Source organism: Aliiglaciecola sp. 2_MG-2023, from assembly GCF_030548145.1.
GTDB lineage: Bacteria > Pseudomonadota > Gammaproteobacteria > Enterobacterales > Alteromonadaceae > Aliiglaciecola > Aliiglaciecola lipolytica_A.
Map to the genome: position 1 here is coordinate 320,576 of NZ_JAUORY010000001.1, position 19,653 is coordinate 340,228.

The 19,653-nt window shown below is 39.5% G+C and carries 20 protein-coding genes; all 20 read left to right on the plus strand.

All coding sequences use genetic code 11. The features are described 5' to 3' along the window. The first annotated feature begins 7 nt into the window (after window positions 1-7). The 20 genes from Q4567_RS01295 to Q4567_RS01390 all read left to right on the plus strand — a co-directional run bounded on the left by Q4567_RS01295 (window position 8) and on the right by Q4567_RS01390 (window position 19,645). Entirely contained in the window at window positions 8-433 is a 426-nt protein-coding gene (locus Q4567_RS01295) for a flagellar protein FlaG (RefSeq protein WP_303499052.1), read from the plus strand. A gap of 19 nt (window positions 434-452) precedes the next feature. Further along, window positions 453-1,913, plus strand: coding sequence for a flagellar filament capping protein FliD (fliD, locus tag Q4567_RS01300; protein WP_216048253.1), 1,461 nt, complete (start codon window positions 453-455; stop codon window positions 1,911-1,913). 13 nt (window positions 1,914-1,926) lie between these two features. Then, window positions 1,927-2,358: a flagellar export chaperone FliS gene (gene fliS / locus Q4567_RS01305; protein ID WP_216048254.1), complete on the plus strand. Its 432-nt coding sequence runs from the start codon at window positions 1,927-1,929 to the stop codon at window positions 2,356-2,358. After that, window positions 2,355-2,663: a hypothetical protein gene (locus Q4567_RS01310; RefSeq protein ID WP_216048255.1), complete on the plus strand. Its 309-nt coding sequence runs from the start codon at window positions 2,355-2,357 to the stop codon at window positions 2,661-2,663. Before fliS ends, Q4567_RS01310 begins: the two co-directional genes overlap by 4 nt. Window positions 2,664-3,139: 476 nt before the next feature. Beyond that, window positions 3,140-4,141 carry a UDP-N-acetylglucosamine 4,6-dehydratase (inverting) gene (pseB, locus tag Q4567_RS01315; protein ID WP_216048256.1) on the plus strand — a complete coding sequence of 334 codons (1,002 nt, stop codon included), beginning with the start codon at window positions 3,140-3,142 and terminating at the stop codon, window positions 4,139-4,141. Window positions 4,142-4,168: 27 nt separating this feature from the next. Next, a complete protein-coding gene (pseC, locus tag Q4567_RS01320) occupies window positions 4,169-5,314 on the plus strand; it encodes a UDP-4-amino-4,6-dideoxy-N-acetyl-beta-L-altrosamine transaminase (protein ID WP_303499142.1) in 1,146 nt (381 codons plus the stop codon). Continuing rightward, on the plus strand, window positions 5,311-6,003 hold the full coding sequence (gene pseF / locus Q4567_RS01325) for a pseudaminic acid cytidylyltransferase (RefSeq protein ID WP_216048257.1): 693 nt from the start codon (window positions 5,311-5,313) through the stop codon (window positions 6,001-6,003). The genes pseC and pseF overlap by 4 nt, the downstream gene beginning before the upstream one ends. A gap of 1 nt (window position 6,004) precedes the next feature. Next, a complete protein-coding gene (locus Q4567_RS01330) occupies window positions 6,005-6,964 on the plus strand; it encodes a glycosyltransferase family 9 protein (RefSeq protein ID WP_303499054.1) in 960 nt (319 codons plus the stop codon). Beyond that, window positions 6,957-8,009 (plus strand): pseudaminic acid synthase, encoded by a 1,053-nt coding sequence (pseI, locus tag Q4567_RS01335; RefSeq protein WP_216048259.1) that lies wholly within the window; start codon window positions 6,957-6,959, stop codon window positions 8,007-8,009. The genes Q4567_RS01330 and pseI overlap by 8 nt, the downstream gene beginning before the upstream one ends. A 30-nt stretch (window positions 8,010-8,039) precedes the next feature. Beyond that, complete coding sequence (gene pseG / locus Q4567_RS01340) at window positions 8,040-9,098, plus strand: UDP-2,4-diacetamido-2,4,6-trideoxy-beta-L-altropyranose hydrolase (RefSeq protein WP_216048260.1); 1,059 nt, start codon at window positions 8,040-8,042, stop codon at window positions 9,096-9,098. A gap of 7 nt (window positions 9,099-9,105) precedes the next feature. Continuing rightward, the gene (locus Q4567_RS01345) at window positions 9,106-9,678 is read left to right on the plus strand and encodes a GNAT family N-acetyltransferase (protein WP_303499055.1); all 573 of its coding nucleotides are present in this window, start codon (window positions 9,106-9,108) and stop codon (window positions 9,676-9,678) included. Between the two features lie 11 nt (window positions 9,679-9,689). Next, window positions 9,690-9,935 (plus strand): acyl carrier protein, encoded by a 246-nt coding sequence (locus tag Q4567_RS01350; protein WP_216048262.1) that lies wholly within the window; start codon window positions 9,690-9,692, stop codon window positions 9,933-9,935. Continuing rightward, window positions 9,913-10,653, plus strand: a complete 741-nt coding sequence (locus Q4567_RS01355) for an SDR family NAD(P)-dependent oxidoreductase (protein ID WP_303499056.1) — start codon at window positions 9,913-9,915, stop codon at window positions 10,651-10,653. The genes Q4567_RS01350 and Q4567_RS01355 overlap by 23 nt, the downstream gene beginning before the upstream one ends. A 3-nt stretch (window positions 10,654-10,656) precedes the next feature. Continuing rightward, complete coding sequence (locus tag Q4567_RS01360) at window positions 10,657-12,072, plus strand: AMP-binding protein (protein ID WP_303499057.1); 1,416 nt, start codon at window positions 10,657-10,659, stop codon at window positions 12,070-12,072. After that, window positions 12,069-13,175: an acyl-protein synthetase gene (locus tag Q4567_RS01365; protein WP_303499058.1), complete on the plus strand. Its 1,107-nt coding sequence runs from the start codon at window positions 12,069-12,071 to the stop codon at window positions 13,173-13,175. Before Q4567_RS01360 ends, Q4567_RS01365 begins: the two co-directional genes overlap by 4 nt. Continuing rightward, window positions 13,172-14,347, plus strand: a complete 1,176-nt coding sequence (locus Q4567_RS01370; protein WP_303499059.1) for an acyl-CoA reductase — start codon at window positions 13,172-13,174, stop codon at window positions 14,345-14,347. The genes Q4567_RS01365 and Q4567_RS01370 overlap by 4 nt, the downstream gene beginning before the upstream one ends. Before the next feature lie 22 nt (window positions 14,348-14,369). Then, on the plus strand, window positions 14,370-15,251 hold the full coding sequence (locus Q4567_RS01375; protein ID WP_303499060.1) for a LicD family protein: 882 nt from the start codon (window positions 14,370-14,372) through the stop codon (window positions 15,249-15,251). A gap of 11 nt (window positions 15,252-15,262) precedes the next feature. Beyond that, window positions 15,263-15,721 (plus strand): adenylyltransferase/cytidyltransferase family protein, encoded by a 459-nt coding sequence (locus tag Q4567_RS01380; protein ID WP_303499061.1) that lies wholly within the window; start codon window positions 15,263-15,265, stop codon window positions 15,719-15,721. 75 nt (window positions 15,722-15,796) lie between these two features. Continuing rightward, the gene (locus tag Q4567_RS01385) at window positions 15,797-17,293 is read left to right on the plus strand and encodes a CDP-glycerol glycerophosphotransferase family protein (protein WP_303499062.1); all 1,497 of its coding nucleotides are present in this window, start codon (window positions 15,797-15,799) and stop codon (window positions 17,291-17,293) included. 48 nt (window positions 17,294-17,341) lie between these two features. Then, window positions 17,342-19,645, plus strand: coding sequence for an HAD-IA family hydrolase (locus Q4567_RS01390; protein ID WP_303499063.1), 2,304 nt, complete (start codon window positions 17,342-17,344; stop codon window positions 19,643-19,645). Window positions 19,646-19,653 lie beyond the last annotated feature (8 nt).

Sequence of the window (19,653 nt, forward strand, 5' to 3'; positions counted from 1 at the left end):
GTGGAAGATGGATGTCAATTTTTCACAGTATGGCCAGAATTTTGCACAGCAAGAGGTATCAACACCTGTTTCTGTAAACGTATCTGAACAAAATCAACTCAGAAACGAACAGAAAGCGGTCGCCGAGTCTGCGCAAAATGGTCAAGAAAAAGAAAGGCAGGCCGATAACAACGCATCAAACAATGAAAGTTCTTTGAACATTGAAAGTGCGGTTAGTGAAATAAGTGATTTTCTACAGGCAACTAATCGTCAACTGTCGTTTTCTGTTGATGAAAAGAGTGAACGACAAGTGGTTAAAGTAACCGACTCAGAGTCTGGGGAAGTGATTAGACAAATCCCCTCTGAAGAAGTACTTGCTTTGTCTGAGAGAATCAAAGATCTCCAGTCTGACGTTGGCAGCGCAGTAGGGGTATTATTAAACAAACAAGCTTAGTTTTTAAAAGAGGTTCGTTATGACTATTCAATCGTTAGGTGTAGGTTCTGGGCTGGCGTTAGATGATTTAGTCACTCAGCTAATTGCGGCTGAGCGAGCACCAAAACAGACTCGTTTAGACGACAAAGAAGAGGCCTTAGACGCGGAAATTTCTGGTATTGGCCAGCTAAAATCCAAAATGAGTGACTTTTTAGACACCGTAGATGAATTGCGCAGCGATAATAATTTGCAAGGGCGTGAGCCTAAGATTACCAACCCAGATGATAGCATCGAGCCTTTTACTGCTGAAGCTGCCAATAGTGCTGTTAAAGGCGAATATCAAGTAGCTATTACTCAATTAGCTAGTGGTAGCCGGTTAGAAACTGCGGATGCAAGTGATGGCGGCTTTGCAAGCAAAAGCGACTCTGTTTTATCCTCAGGTAGCGGTAGTCTTACATTTAAAGTTGATAGCAGCGGCGATAGTTTCGATATTAATGTTACTGCGGGTCAAACCCTCCAACAACTTGCCAATGCAATCAATAGCTCAGATGATAATTTCGGTATTAACGCCAGTATTATTGATACTGGTACTGCATCTGGTGGCGCTAAGCTGGTTTTAACTTCATCAACTACAGGTGAAGGAAATGATTTAGTCATTGTCAATAATGATAATTTGGCCGATTTGGATAGAGTTTCCACCACAGATTCTACTGAAGTTGCAACCTATCTAGAGCCCGTGGTAAGTGCACAAAATGCGAAAGCGACGATCGACGGCATTGCGGTGGAATCCAGTACTAACGAATTTGAAAATACTATTTCAAGTGTTTCGTTTGAAGCATCAACGCTCTCCACTAAAGATTCTTTAGGGGAATTTCAGACTTCCACTCTAAAAATAGGTTACGACACTGAAGGTTTAGATAAAAAAATTCGAGATTTTGTCGATAACTTTAATGCACTTGCCAAAGAGATCGATACGCTCACCAAATATGGTACCTCTGAACTAGAAGACGACGGCGTGTTGGCCGGTGATTTTATGGCGCGAAGCATTACTTCTGGCTTAACGAGTATTATCGGCTCTAGTGTGGAATCATCTGCTTTGGGTGGTTTATTCGCAATCGGAGTAGAGCTTAATTCTGAAGGTAAATTGGAAATTAGTTCATATGATGAGTTTGGACTAGGTAGCGGTGAAGATCGTCTGGCTGAAGCATTGGAAGATAATTTTGATGATATCGCAGCACTATTTACAGATGATGAGGATGGTATAGCCGCTAGATTGTACGACTATACTAAAGAATACACTACTTTTAGTGGGCTGTTAGCTACTCGAGAGCGCTCAGCAAAAGATGAAAAAGATCTGTTGTCTGATGAGCGAGAACAATTCGAGCTTCGCATGCTCGGCTTTGAAGAAATTTTACGTGATAAATATTTAAATCTTGACCAAACTGTAACTAAACTGAACCAAACCGGTAGTGCGTTATTGGCATCGCTAGGTCAAGCATAAGGAGTTGTAATTTATGGCGCTTAAAGGCATCAATGCTTATAAAAAAGGCAATTTAAAACAAGATGTGGCATCTGCGGATCCTCACAAAATTACCCTGATGTTGATGCAGGGCGCTTTAGACCGCATGGCCTATGGTAAGGGCTGCATTGAGCGCAGAGATTTTGAAGGTAAGTCAGAGCACTTATCTCGAGTCTCCGCTATTTTAATGAATCTTCGGGATACCTTAGATTTAGAAATCGGCAGTGAAGTGAGTCAGAATTTATTTAATTTGTATGACTACATGATCCAGCGCGTAACTGACGCTAATATTCAGAATGACTTGAAGATCATGGATGAAGTGATTAATCTGTTGTTACCTATTAAGAATGCCTGGGCGAGTATCCCCGAAGATGCGAAACAAGAAGCTTATGAAGCGCAAAGGCAAAAACGTACTGCAGTCGTGTGAGTAAACTAACCTTAAATCATCGATTTACACCAGATAACCTTAAAGATATCAATGGCCAAATTGAAGCTGTTTTAGACGCTAAAGAACTTGATAATGAGTTGCTCAAGCAACTAATTATAAAACGCGATGTTGTGGTCACAAATCACCTTAAATCCCTAGAGCGAGACAATGAAAAAGTTTTTGCTGAGCATGAAATAATAGTTAACAATACGCTTTCAACGATAGTAGAAAGCCAACTTAAAGAATCTTTAACACAATTAAGTGGATTAATTAGAGGCAAGAAAATAGTCAACAAATACAAATAATTCACTAATATCAATGTTCTTTACTGTCCAAATAGCGTTAAAAATTCAGCCTGCAAAGTTAGTCAATTATAAAACCTTTCGTTATTAATAATCTCCGAAACATTTTAGTTATGCCGCAATTCTCATAAGCTAATATATTACTTATACTGGATTTTTGAACGCAGTATTAGATAATCATTTTTCATAATTGATAGCTCTGAGTTTAGGTTGTGTCACTTAAACCAATAGGAATGGAAATTGCTTGTTATGACTATATAGAGGTATAGTTTCAAAAGTTTGACGTTACTTATTGGATTTGAATTGCAAACTACCAAATAGTGATTACATTTAAATCAATTAAGTCGTTGCTGCGTTTATTAGCGGTTGAAAAACTAAATAGACATATAGCTAGAAACACATATAAACCAACATAAAATTACAAGCAAAAACGCAGTTACATCTTTTCGCGTTTCAACAGTGTTAGGTAGACAAGATAAATGTTTGAAAATAAAATTATATTGATAACCGGTGGAACAGGTTCGTTTGGAAAGCGTTTTGTTTCACATCTATTGAAAAACGAAAAGCCTAAAAAAATCATAATTTATTCCCGCGATGAACTAAAGCAATTTGAAATGCAGCAGCAATTTGATGCTCCTTGTATGCGCTATTTTATTGGTGACGTAAGAGATAAGCACCGCTTAAAATCAGCGATGAAAGATGTGGATTACGTTATTCATGCTGCTGCTTTAAAACAAGTTCCTGCGGCAGAATATAACCCCAATGAATGTATCAAAACCAATATTTATGGTGCGCAAAATGTAATTGATGCCGCCATTGAGACTGATGTTCGCCGAGTTATTGCCTTGTCTACAGATAAAGCCGCCAATCCAGTTAACTTATATGGCGCCACCAAGTTAGCGTCTGATAAATTATTTGTTGCCGCAAATAATATCTCCGGTGCAACTGGGCCGCGATTTGCTGTAGTACGTTACGGTAATGTTGTGGGCTCCCGAGGTTCGGTCGTTCCATTTTATCGTAAGTTGCTCGCCGAAGGTAAAACCAAGCTACCAGTAACCCATGATGAAATGACGCGATTTTGGATAACCCTAGATGAAGGCGTTCAGTTTGTTATTACCAACTTCCAGCGTATGCAGGGTGGCGAAATTTTTGTGCCTAAGATCCCTTCGATTCGCATTTTGGATCTTGTCGAAGCCATGAGTGGAGGTCGTGATTACGAAACCATCGGTATTCGGCCTGGAGAAAAGCTGCATGAAGTTATGGTGCCTGAAGAAATGGCCCATCATTCCCTTGAATTTGACGATCATTATGTGATTACACCTGCAATTAAGTTTTTTGATAAAACCGTCGATTATCGGTTAAACAAATTGGGGGAAAAAGGGCAGCCAGTACAAGATAAATTTGAATATCACTCTGGTACCAACCCACACTTTTTAACCGTTAAAGAACTTGAAGCCTTAGATAAGTTAACTTTAGATTAAGGCCCAATATTGAATAATCCAAATGATTTGATTCCTTACGGTAAGCACTTTGTTGATGACGACGATGTTGCTGCTGTAATTGATGTCCTGCAAAACCAATTCCTAACCCAAGGCTGTGTTGTTCCTAAATTCGAGCGAGCATTAACCGATTATACTAATGCCAAATATGCCACTGCAGTGAATAGTGGTACATCTGGACTGCATGTGGCGTGTTTAGCGCTTGGCGTTGGAAAAGGAGATGTTGTTTGGACTTCTCCCATTTCCTTTGTTGCCAGTGCAAATTGTGCTTTGTACTGTGGTGCATCAATTGATTTTGTGGACATTGATAGTGCGACGCGAAACATCAGCGTTGAAGCCCTTGAAAACAAATTAGCAGAAGCTGCAAACGTTAATCGATTACCCAAAGCTATTGTCGTCGTACACTTTTCTGGCGCGAGTGGCCCGATGCAAGAAATTGCAAAACTTTGTAGGCAATACAAAGTGCAGATTATTGAAGATGCGGCGCATGGTTTGGGGGGAAGTTATCAGAATTACAAAATCGGCAGTTGCCAATACTCTGATTTGGCGGTTTTGAGCTTCCATCCGGTTAAATCTATTACCACCGCTGAAGGCGGTGCTGTGCTGACAAATAATGAAGAATTGCATGAGCGCGCTAAACTGTTCGCTAAGCATGGGGTAACTCGGGATCCGAAACAAATGCAAGGGCCATCTGATGGACCTTGGTATTATCAACAAGTAGAACTCGGGTATAACTACCGCTTGAGTGATCTACACGCAGCTTTAGGCTTATCGCAACTCAAAAAATTAGACGGTTTTATTACAAAACGTCAGAATCTAGCCCATCGTTATCAAGACTTGTTGAAACATTTACCACTAAAATTACCAGACATGGATAATGCCGATTATGGTGCCTGGCATGTTTATATGATTGAAGTTAAACAGCACGACCGAAGTGCAGTTTATAATGGGTTAATTGCACGGGGAATCGGCGTTAATGTGCATTATATCCCAATACATCTGCAGCCTTATTATCAAAAGCTTGGTTTTTCTGAGGGGGATTTCCCTAATGCAGAAGTTTATTATCAAAATGCGTTAACTTTACCTTTATTTCCTAGCATGACAGCCGATGATCAAGACAGAGTTGTGCAAGCATTAAATGAGGTATTAGCTTGAATCTAGCTATCATTCCCGCACGAGGCGGAAGTAAACGTATACCGGCAAAAAATATTCGTGATTTTGCGGGCAAGCCGCTTATTGCCTATTCTATTCAAGCAGCTCAGGAAGCAAACTTGTTTGATAAAATTTGGGTATCTACAGATTCTCAAGAAGTGGCTGATATTGCGATAAAATACGGTGCAGAGGTACCTTTTCTGCGACCAGAAAATTTATCCAATGATGTCATTGGAACGCGTCCAGTGACTAATCATGGGATACAATATTGTATCGATAATTTTGAAAAACCAGAATTTTGTTGCTGTATCTATGCTACAGCGCCTTTTTTGCAAGCTGAGTATTTGCAAAAAGGTTTAGTGTCTTTGCAGCAAGATAAAGATAAATCTTTTTCTTTTGCAGTCACCAGTTTTGCATTTCCTATTCAAAGAGCTATCAGTGTTCAACAAGGTATTGTTGAACCAATGTTCAAGCAAGATATATTTAAGCGTTCACAAGATTTAGAAGAAGCTTATCACGATGCTGGACAATTTTATTGGGGCCGAACCGATGACTATTTGTCTAAAAAAGGCATATTTTCGCAACACAGTGTGCCCATTGTTCTTCCTCGTCATTTGGTTCAAGACATTGACACCCCCGAAGATTGGCAACGTGCAGAATTGATGTATCAAGCCTACGTCAAAGGAATTTAACATGAGTAAAGTTTTAGTAATCCGTATGCTAGAAATGGGCGATGTCGCTAGCATTGCTGTACCCACTATTCGTCAGCTTCAGCAGCAAAATCCAGATACTGAAGTCTACTGTTTGACCCATGGCGGTGGTGTAGATGTACTGCAACTTGCTGTCCCTAATGCGAAAATATTGAGTTTACCTGACCAGCATTGGCCAGATAATATTCTGCATGCTTTAGAAGCTTTTATTGGTTTAGCCGAGCAAATTATTGAGCTTGGCTTTGAACAAATTCTAAACTTAGATACTGCATTCATGCCTTGTATTTTGGCTCGATTTCTTAAAGATGCCGGTGAACCTGTGCAGGGTAATTATTTGAGTATACCTCTGCAAAGCCTTCTCGAACAGATTCAAAATCAAAGTTTGAAACCTGAATACGTGAATAACGCGGGTGAGTACATGCAGAGTACGTTTATGGGGATGAGCCGCTGGCATAGTCAATGGTGGACAAGTGATAATCTGCCTGATGGGGGCTACCCTGAATTTTATCTGACTCGTTGTTGTGGTTTTAAAAATATGTCTATGGATTGGCATATTGAGGTTAAACCAGCTCAAAAATATCAAGATGTTAGTCAGCGCATTATCTATTTGGCACTGAATGATATACAGCATCCTTACCCACAATTACATGAACTGGAAACAATACTAAAAAATAACGGATACCTAGTTATACTAGACGACGAACAAGAGACTTTGGGGCTGCGTCTACAAGGCTTGAAAGCGAGTGATCTTTTAGTTTGCTTACCTAATGCAATGTTCTCTTTAGCCAGTTGTGTTGAGACACCTACTTTATTAATACCAGGGCAACTTGATCCTCGCATTTTGATGCCTGATTATGCAACAGATCAAAACAGTGAGTTTCCTCAGACTAATGAACTTGCGCAGAGTATTACGTCAATATTTGAGGCCCAAGAAAATGCATGATATCGCCATTGGAGAGCGATTAATTGGTCCTTCACATCCGCCTTTCATTATTGCAGAACTAAGCGGTAACCATAGTCAAGATTTTGAACTTGCCGTTGCTATGGTTGAAGCTGCCGCAAAGGCCGGTGCTCACGCAATAAAATTACAAACTTACACTGCCGATAGCATGACATTAAACGTCGATTCGGTTGATTTTGTGATTCAAGAAAAAGACAGTTTATGGCACGGTGAAGCGCTACATAGTTTATATGCAAAAGCATCTACACCTTATGAGTGGCATAGTCGGTTATTTGCGCGTGCAAAAGCCCTTGGAATGGAAGCTTTTAGCTCGCCATTTGATGAGGCTGCGGTGGATTTTTTGGAAACCTTAGACGTCCCTTGTTATAAAATTGCCTCTTTTGAATTAACTGATATTCCGTTGATACGCAAAGCTGCGGCAACTGGAAAACCGTTAATTATGTCAACGGGCATGGCAACTTTAGCTGAAATAGAACAAGCGGTAGATTGTGCTAAAAAAGCAGGATGCGAAGATATTATACTGCTCAAATGCACTAGCACTTATCCAGCACAACCGAGCAATACCAACTTAGTGACTATTCCTCACTTACGAGGTTCATTTAATCAACAAGTAGGCCTATCTGATCACACTGCTGGTATCGGAGTCTCGGTGGCAGCAGTCGCACTAGGTGCAACTGTGATTGAAAAACATTTTGTTCTCGATCGAAATGCCGGGGGGGTAGATGCCGCATTTTCATTAGAGCCTGCGGAATTGAAATCGCTGGTAGAGGAGAGTGCGCGAGCCTTCGATGCTATGGGTAAAGTGACCTATGGGGGAAGTGCGGCAGAAGAAAAGTCAAAGCATTATCGACGTTCTATTTTTGTCAGTGTTGATGTGAAAAAAGGCCAAACTTTAAGCCGTGAAAATCTAAGAATTGTACGTCCTGCAAGTGGTCTTGCGCCAAAACATTGGGATAGTGTGTTGGGTAAAAAGGCGAAAACTAACTTGCCTGCTGGCACAGCCCTTGATTGGGACTTATTTGAATGAACACCGTCATAATAACCTTCTAATTACTTTATGAAGCATATTTTATTCAGAGTGAATGCCGGGGTGTCCTCTGGTTTAGGACATTTGATGCGTTGTTTGGCGTTGGCTCAAGCTGCAGCAAAAAATCAACTCACTCCTGTATTTATGCTTAACGCTGAAGCGTCAAAAATTAGCAATGCTCGTCAGGATTGGGTAGGGCAAACCATTGTGATACCCGAAACCACAGAGGATGCTCAAGAGATAGACCTTATTGCTCAGTTTTGCCGACTCAATTCGGTTGTGGCAATCGTGATTGATGGCTATCATTTTACGTCTCAGTATCGCCAGCGGTTAGCGCAATTAGATTACCCAATAATATGCTTTGATGATATGAATAATTCAGGAAACCTGTATGCCGATCTCATCATCAATGGTTCTGGTAGTGCACATCAGTTGAAATATGACGTCAACCAGCCAAACACGCATTTGTGCATAGGTGAGTCTTATCGGGTTTTACGCCAAGAATTTTGCGAGTTCAAACAACAAACATTTGAGCAGCGAGAATATTTCACTATTATTATGGGCGGAAGTGACCCAAATAATTTGACTCTGCCTTTGTTGCAATGCATTGAACAAAAAGGCTTTGATGGGAAGCTCAAAGTGATTACTGGCGCAGCTTACCCTTATTTACAAGAACTCAATAAATGTATTCAGGTCAGTGAGCTGGACATTCAACATTTACACGATTGTCAGCAAATAGCTAAATCATTTTTGCAAACACGCTTGGCCATTTCCGCTGCCGGAGGCAGTCAATTCGAATTACATGCTACTGCGACACCAAGTTGTTTAGTCACTGTGGCTGACAATCAGCTTAATGCTACTCAAGCAGCTGTAAAACAAGGTTGGTGTATTGCTGAGGATTTCAGCAAAATGCAAAGTGACAACGAAAAGCTGGGTCTTATTGAAGACGTTACGGCGCGTTTATTGGTCTTATGGTCTGATGATAATAGGTTGCTTCAAATGCATAATAGGGCGTTAGGAAGCAGTGACACCAACGGTTCTCAACGGATCATCGAAAAAGTTAAGCAGTTATGTTTTGATGGAGAATAGTATCATTATGGACGAAAATCAGGTGCTTAGAGGTTATCAGGTCAGTTTACGTGAAGTGCAGGAAAGTGATCTGCCACTACTGCGAGCTTGGCGAAATGACCCAGAGGTTAGTCAGTTTATGATTTCCCAAGCAGAAATCAGCGAAGAACAGCAATCTGCTTGGTTCCGCAAAGTGAGCCGTGACCCTAGCCAGCAGCATTTTATGATTGGCTACAAAGATCAGGACATAGGTAGTTTAAATATTAAATCGAGAGTATTGGGTAAACCGCTTACTCAGGCACACACTATTGAGCCAGGATTGTATATTGGCGCAGCAAAATATCGCAATAACATAATCGCGTTTTCTCCCACGTTATTAATTAATGATTATTGTTTTGAATCCTTAAAGTGTAAAAAGCTAGTAGCAAGAGTAAAGTCGGATAATCAGGCAGCGCTTAATTACAATCTAAAATTAGGTTATCAAATAGTCAATCAAGGTGATTTAATTGAAATTAGTTTGAATTTCGAGGATTATCAACGGGATAGCAAAACACTAAAAGCCTTACTTTCTCGTACTCCTAGGAAGAACAGGGAGTCATAAAGGAAATTTACATGAATAACCAACAACTCGTAAAACAAGCATTTGCTGACAGTTTAGCTATACCCTTGGAAAAGGTGAGTGACGACTTAGCCTATAACAGTATTCCAGAGTGGGATTCCACCGCCCACATGATTTTAATTGCTGAATTGGAAAACCAATTTAACGTAATGTTGGATACCGACGATATAATAGATATGAGTTCAGTAGCTAAGGCAAAAGAAATTCTCGCTAAATATGAAATCGAGTTTGATGCTTAATCAAAAAACACTATTGATTACGGGGGCTAGCGGCGGTATTGGTCGGGCAACTGCAATTGAATGCGCCAATCAAGGCGCATTTGTGTATCTGGCTGGGCGTGATAAAGAACAACTGCAAGCCTTGTCGAGTCAGTTAGTTAACAGCAAAGTGCTCGCCTATGATGTCACCGATGAAAGTGCCGTTAAACAAGGGTTTTCAAGCATCATGAAAGAGTCGGGGCAATTACACGGCTTAGTGAACTGCGCTGGAAGTATGTTGGATAGTGGGTTTATGCTAACTCGGTCAGCTGAGCTGCAAACGCAATTTGCCGTCAATAGTGTTTCAGCGTTTACCCACAGCCAGTTGGCGATGCGACTGATGACAAAGAATCGCAGTGGAAGCATTGTTAACCTTTGTTCAATCGTCGGTGAAAACGGCAGCGCGGGGCAGGCAGCCTACGCGATGAGTAAAGCAGCATTATCAGGTTTAACCAAATCATTATCAAAAGAGTTGGGGGCTTTAGGTATTCGTGTGAACGGTGTCGCTCCAGGGTTTATTGATACGGCCATGACTGCTTCTTATGCAGGGCAAAAACGCCAAGAGTTAATTGCCGCTACTTCATTGCAACGAGCTGGTTCAGCTGAAGATGTGGCCAAATTAATTAGATTTTTATTGTCAGATGATGCCTCATTTATTACCGGTCAAATTATCGGTATTGATGGTGGGTTGAGCTTATAAACCATGTTTTATGACGCACTTTCCCAACATGCTAACAATATCGCTGCCATTGAAGGAGAGCAGCAACTTAGCTATGCGCAGCTTGAACAAGCTTGCAGACGTTTGGAAGGGGACCTCAGTCAACATTTAGGTCGCCGCAAAGGTGTGATTTTTATTATGGCCTTTAATGGTTTGTCTACCTTAGTGGCTTATTTAAGCGCGCTTAGACAGGGCCATTGTGCAATGTTATTAAGTCCAGATACAGCAGCCTCAGATTTGCAGAATTTGTATGAGCAGTTTGCTCCAACGGTGACCATAAGCTGTGAAGCCAAGCAACAAACTACTATTCAATATCATCAATCTAGAACCTCGCTGACCCATTGTATGGCGAACTTACTATTGTCCACCTCTGGTTCAACCGGCACGGCTAAACAAGTTGCACTGAGTGCGGATAATTTACAATCTAACGCTGATGCTATTTGTGACTATTTACCGATAAAATCATCTGATAAAACATTATGTTCGCTGCCATTTTTCTATTCTTATGGTTTGTCTATCATCAATTCCCATTTAAACAAGGGCGCTTGCTGTGTTTTTACGGATGCAAGCCCAGTTAGTCGTGATTATTGGCAGTTATTTGAAGAGCATCAAATCAGCAGTTTTGCGGGCGTTCCTTTTACTTATGAGATGCTTCTCAGATTGCGCTTCCATCAGAAAAAGTTGCCTCATTTACGTTATTTTACCCAAGCAGGTGGCAAGCTTAATGTTGATGCAGTCAAAACTTTAGGTGAGTTTGCTGAAAACAATCAAAGTCAGTTTTTCGTGATGTATGGTCAGACAGAAGCAAGCCCTCGAATGGCTTTTTTACATCCAGATCTGGTCCTACAAAAACCTGAATCAATCGGTTGTGCTATTCCAGGTGGACGATTTAAATTAGTCGATGAGCAAAATCAAATAATCGAGCAGGCCAATAGCGTTGGTGAACTGTTTTACACAGGACCGAATGTAATGCTTGGTTATGTGTGTAATATTACCGATTTGAATGCATTATCCGCTGATTCAAGCCAATCTAAAAATGCATGGCTAGCCACTGGCGATTTAGCGTATTTTGATGAAGATGGTGATTATTTTATTGCAGGCAGAAAATCCCGCTTTCTAAAATTATTTGGATTACGAATTGATCTCGATGAAGTTGAAAGAAAGTTATTAGAACTGGGTATTACAGGGTTAACTACAGGTAACGATAATTATCTGGTGATTGGCACAACCGCTTTGAGTATTGAACAATCTGCAAATGATGTAAAAGGGCGGATAAGCCAACTATTGGATCTACACCCGAGTGTTATAAAAGTGATTCACCTTGATGTTTTGCCGCTGACTGAAAATGGTAAAAAAGATTATCAAGCAGTGCTTAAATTGGGGTTGCAAAAATCCTCATGAAAAATACTGATAATCCAATCCTTGTAGAGTACCTAAGGTTGTTCGAAGACCTGCTAAGCGCCGGTGTATATTCCCTTGAACAAGATAAAAAAGAAGCGCTTTTGTTACCGGTTTTAAATCAATTGCATCAGCTTCACCAATTACAAAACGACGAATACAGGAACATTGTTAAACAGCACAGTGCTGATGCTAAACGTATTGAAGAACTTCCTTATTTAGCGGTGCGTTTGTTTAAACACTTGAACTTAAAAAGTATTAACGAAAAAGAAGTCTTTAAAACCCTACAATCCTCTGGCACAACGAGTCAAACCCCAGCGACTATTTATTTAGATAAACAAACCAGTGCTCGACAAAGTAAGGTGCTAGTGAAAATTCTCCAGCAGACTATAGGTAAACAGCGTTTGCCCATGCTGATAATTGATTCCCCCGATATTTTAAAAAAACCGGAATTTAGCGCTCGAGCTGCGGGCATTCAAGGTTTGGCATTTTTTGGCCGTGATCATACCTATGCGTTAGACGAAAACATGCAGCCTAACTGGCCAGTGATTGAGGCATTTTGTGAAAAATACGCTCAGCAACCGATATTGATTTTTGGTTTTACCTTTATGGTGTGGCTCTATTTTTTAAAAACGTTACAACAAAGTGATAAACGGGTTTCTCTGCCCAAAGGTGTGTTAATTCATAGCGGTGGATGGAAAAAACTGATTGATCAGCAAGTTGATAATGACACTTTTAAACAAACCTTGCTCGCTACTACAGGTATTTCACGCTGTTTCAATTTCTACGGCATGGCGGAGCAGGTCGGATCAATCTTTGTGGAATGTGAAAAAGGGCATTTACATGCCCCTGTCTTTGCCGATGTGCTGATCCGCAATCCCTTTACATTAAAACAATGCAATATTGGCGAACAAGGTTTAGTGCAAGTCTTATCTGCACTGCCAAGTAGCTATCCAGGACACAGTTTATTGACCGAAGATCTCGGTGTTTTGAAGGGCGTCGATAACTGTTCTTGCGGCGCTAAAGGGAAATACTTTGCAATTAATGGCCGCTTGCCTAAAACCGAAGTGCGCGGGTGCAGCGATACACATGGAGCGCAGTTATGATGTCGCCATTAAATATGTTGGCTCCAGTGAATGGCAGTTTAGATGTGATAAACGACAATACTCCCTATTTTCGATGTTTTGATGAAAACGTTTTAGCGTTTATCGAATCTTTGTCTAATGAGTTATTAAAAAATAGCGAAGCGAAAACCTACCCTGAGCTGGTGGCGTTAGGGTTTTGGTTGCGAAAATCCAACCTGAAAAAGATGCAAAGCCTTTCGCCTACTGGGGTGATAAAACCTCTTGGTTGGGTAGTGCATTTTACCCCTTCAAACGTTGATACCATGTTCATTTACAGCTGGATTTGTTCTTTGTTGATGGGCAATCACAACGTTATCCGAGTCGCAACAAAAAGCAGTGATATAAAAGATTGCTTGCTGAATATTCTCAACCTTCTTTTTGCTAAACCAGAGTTTGTGCAAATTGGCCAGCACAATCTTTTTGTGCATTATGATAAACACTCAGCGTACTCTGCTGAATTAAGTCTTATCTGCGACGTTCGAGTGATTTGGGGTGGCGATGACAGTGTGAATGCTATTCGTAACTTGCCATGCAAACCCCGTTGCCGAGATATTAGTTTTGCTGACAGGTATTCAGCCTGTGTGATCAATGGGCAGCAATTAACCACTGAAAATATTCCTCAATTGGCCGAGTCACTTTGGCAAGATACCCAGCCCCATGGCCAATTGGCTTGTTCTTCACCGAGGTTGATTTATTGGTTAGGTGATTCTATTTTGCAGCTCGAATTATTCCGCCAGTTAAATCAGGTTGCAAAACAAAGTGGACATAAGATTAATAGTCTGAATGATCACTTAGTCACTAGTCAGTTATTAAAAAGCACTACAAAAGCTGATGCTCCAATCATCCAAAGTGCCATAGGCGTTATTCCAGTCACCGAGTTTGATGAAAATTGGCTAGATTGGCATTTGGGAGGAGGTTACTTTTTACTTTTACCAATCAACAGCTTGGAAGATATTGCTTTATTGAGCAGTAATAAATTACAAACCTTGAGTTATTGGGGCCTTGAGCAAGACGCCTTAATCAAGTTTGCTCAAAATCCGTCGATACAAGGAATTGATAGGGTTGTACCTGCAGGACGCGCCCTCAATTTTTCTAGCCGTTGGGATGGTTACAATTTATTTGAACAACTTTCACGTTCAGTTGAATTTAGTTGAATTAGCAGTTGAGGCGAGTATTTTGAAGCAGAAAGTTATTATTTTTGGGGCAGGGCAAGCAGGAATTGCTGCAAAACAAAATCTGCAGTCCAAGTTCTGTATTTTAGCTTTTTGTGATAACGACGTAAGTAAAGTTGGTTGTGTTTTAGATGGCCTCCCAATCATTTCAGTTAATCAATTACACTGCCTTGAATATGATTTCATTATGATCGCCAGCGAGTATTTTGAACAAATTAATCAGCAGTTAAAGCAGCAAGAAAATATTCCCGCAGATAAGATTAATATTCTTCACGCGACACAAATAAAACGCTTTCATTTTGGCGACAGTGAAGATATTCAACAGAGTTCAGAACAATTATTATTGGCATTATGTGAGGCGTTAACGCAATGTGATATCCACTATCACGTGGATGCCGGCACATTGTTAGGTATATATCGCGATGATGCTTTTATTCCTTGGGATGACGATTTTGATTTTGCAGTATTGAGTGACGATATTGAAACCATAAAGCAGCAGCAAAAAACATTATTAACTGCATTGGAGACGGTTTCTAAACAACCTTGGGGAATAACAGAATACTTTGCTGAGAAGCCATTCGGTTTAGTAAAAGTGGGGGCGACTAGAAGTTTTAAACTTGCACCTTTGAACAATTCTAGTCGGCTTCCATTTATCGACTTTTTCGTTAAGTATTTAGATCAAGAAGTGATGGACTATGCTATTGCATCGCGCGGCTTTTCGATGCCAAGTCGCCACATGCGAAAGGTTGTTCCATTTACCTTCCGAGGTAAGTCAATTTTTATTCCAAATGATGTCGAAGGATATTTGAGTCGCCATTATGGTGATTGGCAAACCCCGAAATCAGATTGGACCTTGGATGATATTAAATCATCTACCGTTTATTAAGGGTATTTACGGTGAAAACAATTCTAACTTATGGCACCTTTGACCTCCTTCATATAGGTCATGTAAATATGTTGGAGCGCCTTAAAGAACTTGGCAATAAGCTCATCGTCGGGGTATCTACCGATGAATTTAATCTGCTTAAAGGTAAACAATGTATTTATGGGTATGCAGAAAGAGCAAAAATAGTCGGTGCATTACGTTGCGTTGACTTAGTGATACCTGAAAATGACTGGACACAAAAAGCCGTGGATATCAAACAGCACGATGTCGATGTGTTTGGTATTGGTGCTGACTGGGAAGGTAAATTTGATGAGCTTCAGACGTTGTGTGAGGTCATTTATTTGCCACGTACTCCTAGTATTTCAACAACAAGTTTAAAAAAAGCACTGTCACAAATAGATAGTGAAGCAATCCAAAAAATCAAACAAGGTTTGGATGGTGTGCTGGATATTGTAAAAGCATTGGAATAGGTGATTTTATAATGATTGTTGTTTTGCAAGATGTTGGACGAAGAGAAAGAGTCAAAAAGCAGTTATGGAAATAATATGTCACCACAAATAGAGCTGCTTGGCCTCAAACCTGGACAGTCCGTTTATATTACCCCATTTACACCAATGTCTGAAAAGCTTAAGCGCTATCTTGAGCAAGACTCCAGTATCAATTTTTTAGGTTTTGTGGATAAAAGCAAGCAGGGGCAAGATATCATCTCTCCTGATGATTTAGCTCAGAAAAAGTTCGATAAAGTACTTATTATTTCCCCTAATTATGGCCTAGAAATAAACAAAGCTTTGAAACAAATTGGCCTTGCCAATTCAAAACGACAGTTGGTGATTTACAATGAGGGTTTCCGACAAATATCTAACTTCAAACTCTGGTGGCAAAAAACCAAAAGTAATGCTTTGCCAGGAATCCATTTAGTATTACAGCGACATTTTAAAAAATACATGCAACGTGATAACAACGTACTATTTTTAGGGCAGGGGTTCATTGACCTTAACATCAAACAGCTCTACTTGTACTTTGAAAATCAGCAAAGAATTAATGCGGTAATAGCCACCGACAATAAAAATCAAATCGCGTTGTTAAAACCTCTTGGTTTCAAGATAATCGACATTAACTCATGGTTATTCATTTTTTACAGCCTAAGATCTAAACTGATGGTGTTAGATCATAACCCCATCACCCAAGATTTACGCTACGCAATTAATGACGCGAAAACCATTCAAATATGGCATGGTATTCCTCTTAAAAAAATTGGTCATCTGGCTAATTACAAAGCCGTAAAATATGATTTAGTTATATCAACTTCAGATTTTGTGACAGATTACGCCTTTTCAGAAATTTTTGATTATAAAAGAATTATTAACTCTGGGTATCCCAGAAACGATGTACTATTTGAACAAGGCGATAATAAAAAAAGTTTAGCGCTGGTTGATCAAGATATATATGCTTGGGCGAAAACTTCAAATAATAAACTGATTGTTTATACCCCAACATGGCGTGGGGACTCTTTTGATAACAACCCCATCAATCTAGACAAGTTAAATAAGTTTGCTAAGCAACATGATTTACTTATTGTATTGAAGATGCACCCATTCATTCGTCCAGAATCATTTTTTGACTCAATGGAAAATGATGATTATCAGTTTACACCGGACTATCAACACAATATTGTTTTTTATCCCAGTACCAGTGATATTTATCCGTTGTTAGCCATGTCATCGTTATTAATTACAGATTATTCATCAATCTATTTTGATTATCTGCTTTTGGATAAGCCCATCGTATTTTTTATTTATGACAAAATGGAATACGTAAAGCGCCACGGCGACTTCATGCTCGATTTCGAGAAAAGCACCCCCGGCCTAAAACCTGAGGATTTACCAAGTTTATTTGCCAGTATTTTAAGTTCATTAGACAAGGATGACTTTGAAAGCAAAAGACAAGAGCTAAAGGAAAAGCTGTATGAAACTAACAATATCGGAAAAAGCTCTGCAGTGATTTTTGATGAAGCTTTAAAGCTATTGGCTGCTCGATGTTGATAAATAACTTTGACTTTTATTATTCACGCTGTTTAACGGGTAAGCTATATGTTTTCGTTGATCTCTGACATTAATTCTTTTGTTGAAAACCATAATATTAAAGTGGTTTCTCTTGACCTATTTGATACGTTAATTTTCAGGAAAGTATCAAAACCTGCTGATATTTTTTCTCTCGCGTATACCAAGGTGAAAGATGAACTGCTCTTAGGCCTTGAAAATAAAGAATTTCAAGAGTTGAGAGTGTTTGCTGAAAGAAAAGCCAAAAAACAGTCGTTCAGCAAAGAAGTGACGTTAGAAGAAATTTATGACTATATGCCGTTCACTGAGTCAATAAAACAGACTCTATTGAAAAGTGAACTCATTACTGAAGCTGAATATTCTTTTCTTTATCAACCCATGGTTAAACTTGCTGAGTCCCTAAGTCAAAAAGGTATCCTTGTGATATTTTTGTCTGATATGTATTTAAGTAAAGAGCAAATTCAAAATACATTCCTTAATAACGATGAAAAAATTCGCCAAGTCCCACTATTTGTGTCTTCAGAATATCGCAAAAACAAATCTTCGGGACTGTTGTTTAAACATGTTAAACAACAATTAGGTCTGGAGTATTCTCAATGGTTACATGTAGGAGACAATATAAAGTCGGACTTTGAATTACCCAAACAAGTTGGCTTACATGCTATTCATGCATCGGGCGAACTCAGTGCAGTGCAAATTTTTAAAACTGAACGATCAATTTCTCCATTAAACTGCAATTCAAATGCTGTCCGACAAATAGTAGCAACTTATTCAAAAAGTAACGCTGATCATGTTGTTGAGCGGACAGCATTTGAGTTAGGTGCTTTTGTTTGGGGGCCTGCTCTTTTCGCTTTCGCTGATTGGGTGATAGATATAACTATTAAAGTAAAAAGCGCAACCATTCTATGTTTAATGCGTGAAGCCGAAGTTTTTGCCCCGCTTATCTCATTGAGACTTTCACAGAGAGAAATTGAAAATATAGACGTTAAGAAACTATTTGTTTCCCGTAAATCTGCTCTTTGGCCCTCTATCAATTTTGACTCAAAAAATTGGCTAAATGAACTCGTTACCTTAATGTTTTCTAGACGTGGATATAAAGTTGATGATTTCTATCGTGATTTTCAACTACCACCGGATGCACTGCACGGTGAATTTAAATTAGATCTTATAAAAAATGCTGAGGGTCTTTATTACCAAGGAAATAGCTTACTTAGCCATCTAAATAAGTTAGCGAAAGAGAACATAGGCAAAATAAAAAATGTTGTTAAACAGCAAAAAGAACGCTTTTTTTCCTATTATAATTCGCAAATTTCCACTCCTTTTGAGCAATGTACCGTCGTCGATTTTGGATATGGAGGGACAATTCAGCATTATCTTCAAATGATATTTAGCCAAAGTTGTGCTGCAAATTTATTGTTTATTTCATCCGACAGGATTTATCGAAATTCACAAACGACGGCTTATTATAGTTTTATCAATGCTGCTAACGATAGCCATAATTTAAGGAGGCTGCTTTGTAGGTCTTCTGAATGTATTGAAACCTTTTTATTAGGTGATCGTGGTACAACGCTACGTTACGCGGATGATCATCTTGGAACTCCAATATTAGCCCCAAAGTTAAAAGCTAACACCGCACTAGTAAATGCATTTTTGGACGGCGCAATCGACTATGTGGACAACCATCACCAATTAGGCTTTAAAAACATTAGCAATGCAGAAGTTATGAATATACTCTTGCGGTATGTTCAATACCCTACTAAAGGGGAAGCTGAACTACTAACCCAAATCATGCAACAAGATAATTTTGGCTCGAGTAACGCCTACGCCGTAATTAGTACTAATCAAATCGAACAGGTTAAACAGCTAGGGGTTGAATGTGCCTATCTTGAATTTAGTAGAAATATTAAATGGAAAATTGATAATTTGCATTGGCCACAAGCAATCTTGAATTTATTGTCAGATACATTTATGCAAAAACAGCATGGGTTATTATCTCTAGACACTGAAAATGATGCCGCTGACTTAGCCGAACGAATATTAGCCAGGGGATGGACAAACTTTAGCGTATACGGCGCTGGCGTTTTCTTCGAAAAGTTACTGCCACACCTAAATAAAAATGCTCTCAAAGTCGATATGGTCATAGACCGTAAAGCTGAAGTATATGGACCATTCCAGCATTTAGGTTATGACGTTGTATCATTAAATCACGCTTTAGAATCAAATTGCGAAAAAATCGTTATATGTTCCAAAAGGTTTAAAGATGAAATTACTAAAAATTTACGCGAACAATTTATCCAAAATAACTGTGAAATGTTCGAAATTTTGAGTTTGTAGGGGAATTA

What these genes read in the sequence shown, in the direction of transcription:
- Q4567_RS01390 (WP_303499063.1), top strand. Translation starts at nt 17,342, where the DNA reads ATGTTTTCGTTGATCTCTGACATTAATTCTTTTGTTGAAAACCATAAT.
- Q4567_RS01295 (WP_303499052.1), top strand. Translation starts at nt 8, where the DNA reads ATGGATGTCAATTTTTCACAGTATGGCCAGAATTTTGCACAGCAAGAG.
- Q4567_RS01330 (WP_303499054.1), top strand. Translation starts at nt 6,005, where the DNA reads ATGAGTAAAGTTTTAGTAATCCGTATGCTAGAAATGGGCGATGTCGCT.
- Q4567_RS01370 (WP_303499059.1), top strand. Translation starts at nt 13,172, where the DNA reads ATGATGTCGCCATTAAATATGTTGGCTCCAGTGAATGGCAGTTTAGAT.
- Q4567_RS01365 (WP_303499058.1), top strand. Translation starts at nt 12,069, where the DNA reads ATGAAAAATACTGATAATCCAATCCTTGTAGAGTACCTAAGGTTGTTC.
- pseI (WP_216048259.1), top strand. Translation starts at nt 6,957, where the DNA reads ATGCATGATATCGCCATTGGAGAGCGATTAATTGGTCCTTCACATCCG.
- fliS (WP_216048254.1), top strand. Translation starts at nt 1,927, where the DNA reads ATGGCGCTTAAAGGCATCAATGCTTATAAAAAAGGCAATTTAAAACAA.
- Q4567_RS01360 (WP_303499057.1), top strand. Translation starts at nt 10,657, where the DNA reads ATGTTTTATGACGCACTTTCCCAACATGCTAACAATATCGCTGCCATT.
- pseG (WP_216048260.1), top strand. Translation starts at nt 8,040, where the DNA reads ATGAAGCATATTTTATTCAGAGTGAATGCCGGGGTGTCCTCTGGTTTA.
- Q4567_RS01385 (WP_303499062.1), top strand. Translation starts at nt 15,797, where the DNA reads ATGTCACCACAAATAGAGCTGCTTGGCCTCAAACCTGGACAGTCCGTT.
- Q4567_RS01345 (WP_303499055.1), top strand. Translation starts at nt 9,106, where the DNA reads ATGGACGAAAATCAGGTGCTTAGAGGTTATCAGGTCAGTTTACGTGAA.
- Q4567_RS01355 (WP_303499056.1), top strand. Translation starts at nt 9,913, where the DNA reads ATGAAATCGAGTTTGATGCTTAATCAAAAAACACTATTGATTACGGGG.
- pseB (WP_216048256.1), top strand. Translation starts at nt 3,140, where the DNA reads ATGTTTGAAAATAAAATTATATTGATAACCGGTGGAACAGGTTCGTTT.
- fliD (WP_216048253.1), top strand. Translation starts at nt 453, where the DNA reads ATGACTATTCAATCGTTAGGTGTAGGTTCTGGGCTGGCGTTAGATGAT.
- Q4567_RS01350 (WP_216048262.1), top strand. Translation starts at nt 9,690, where the DNA reads ATGAATAACCAACAACTCGTAAAACAAGCATTTGCTGACAGTTTAGCT.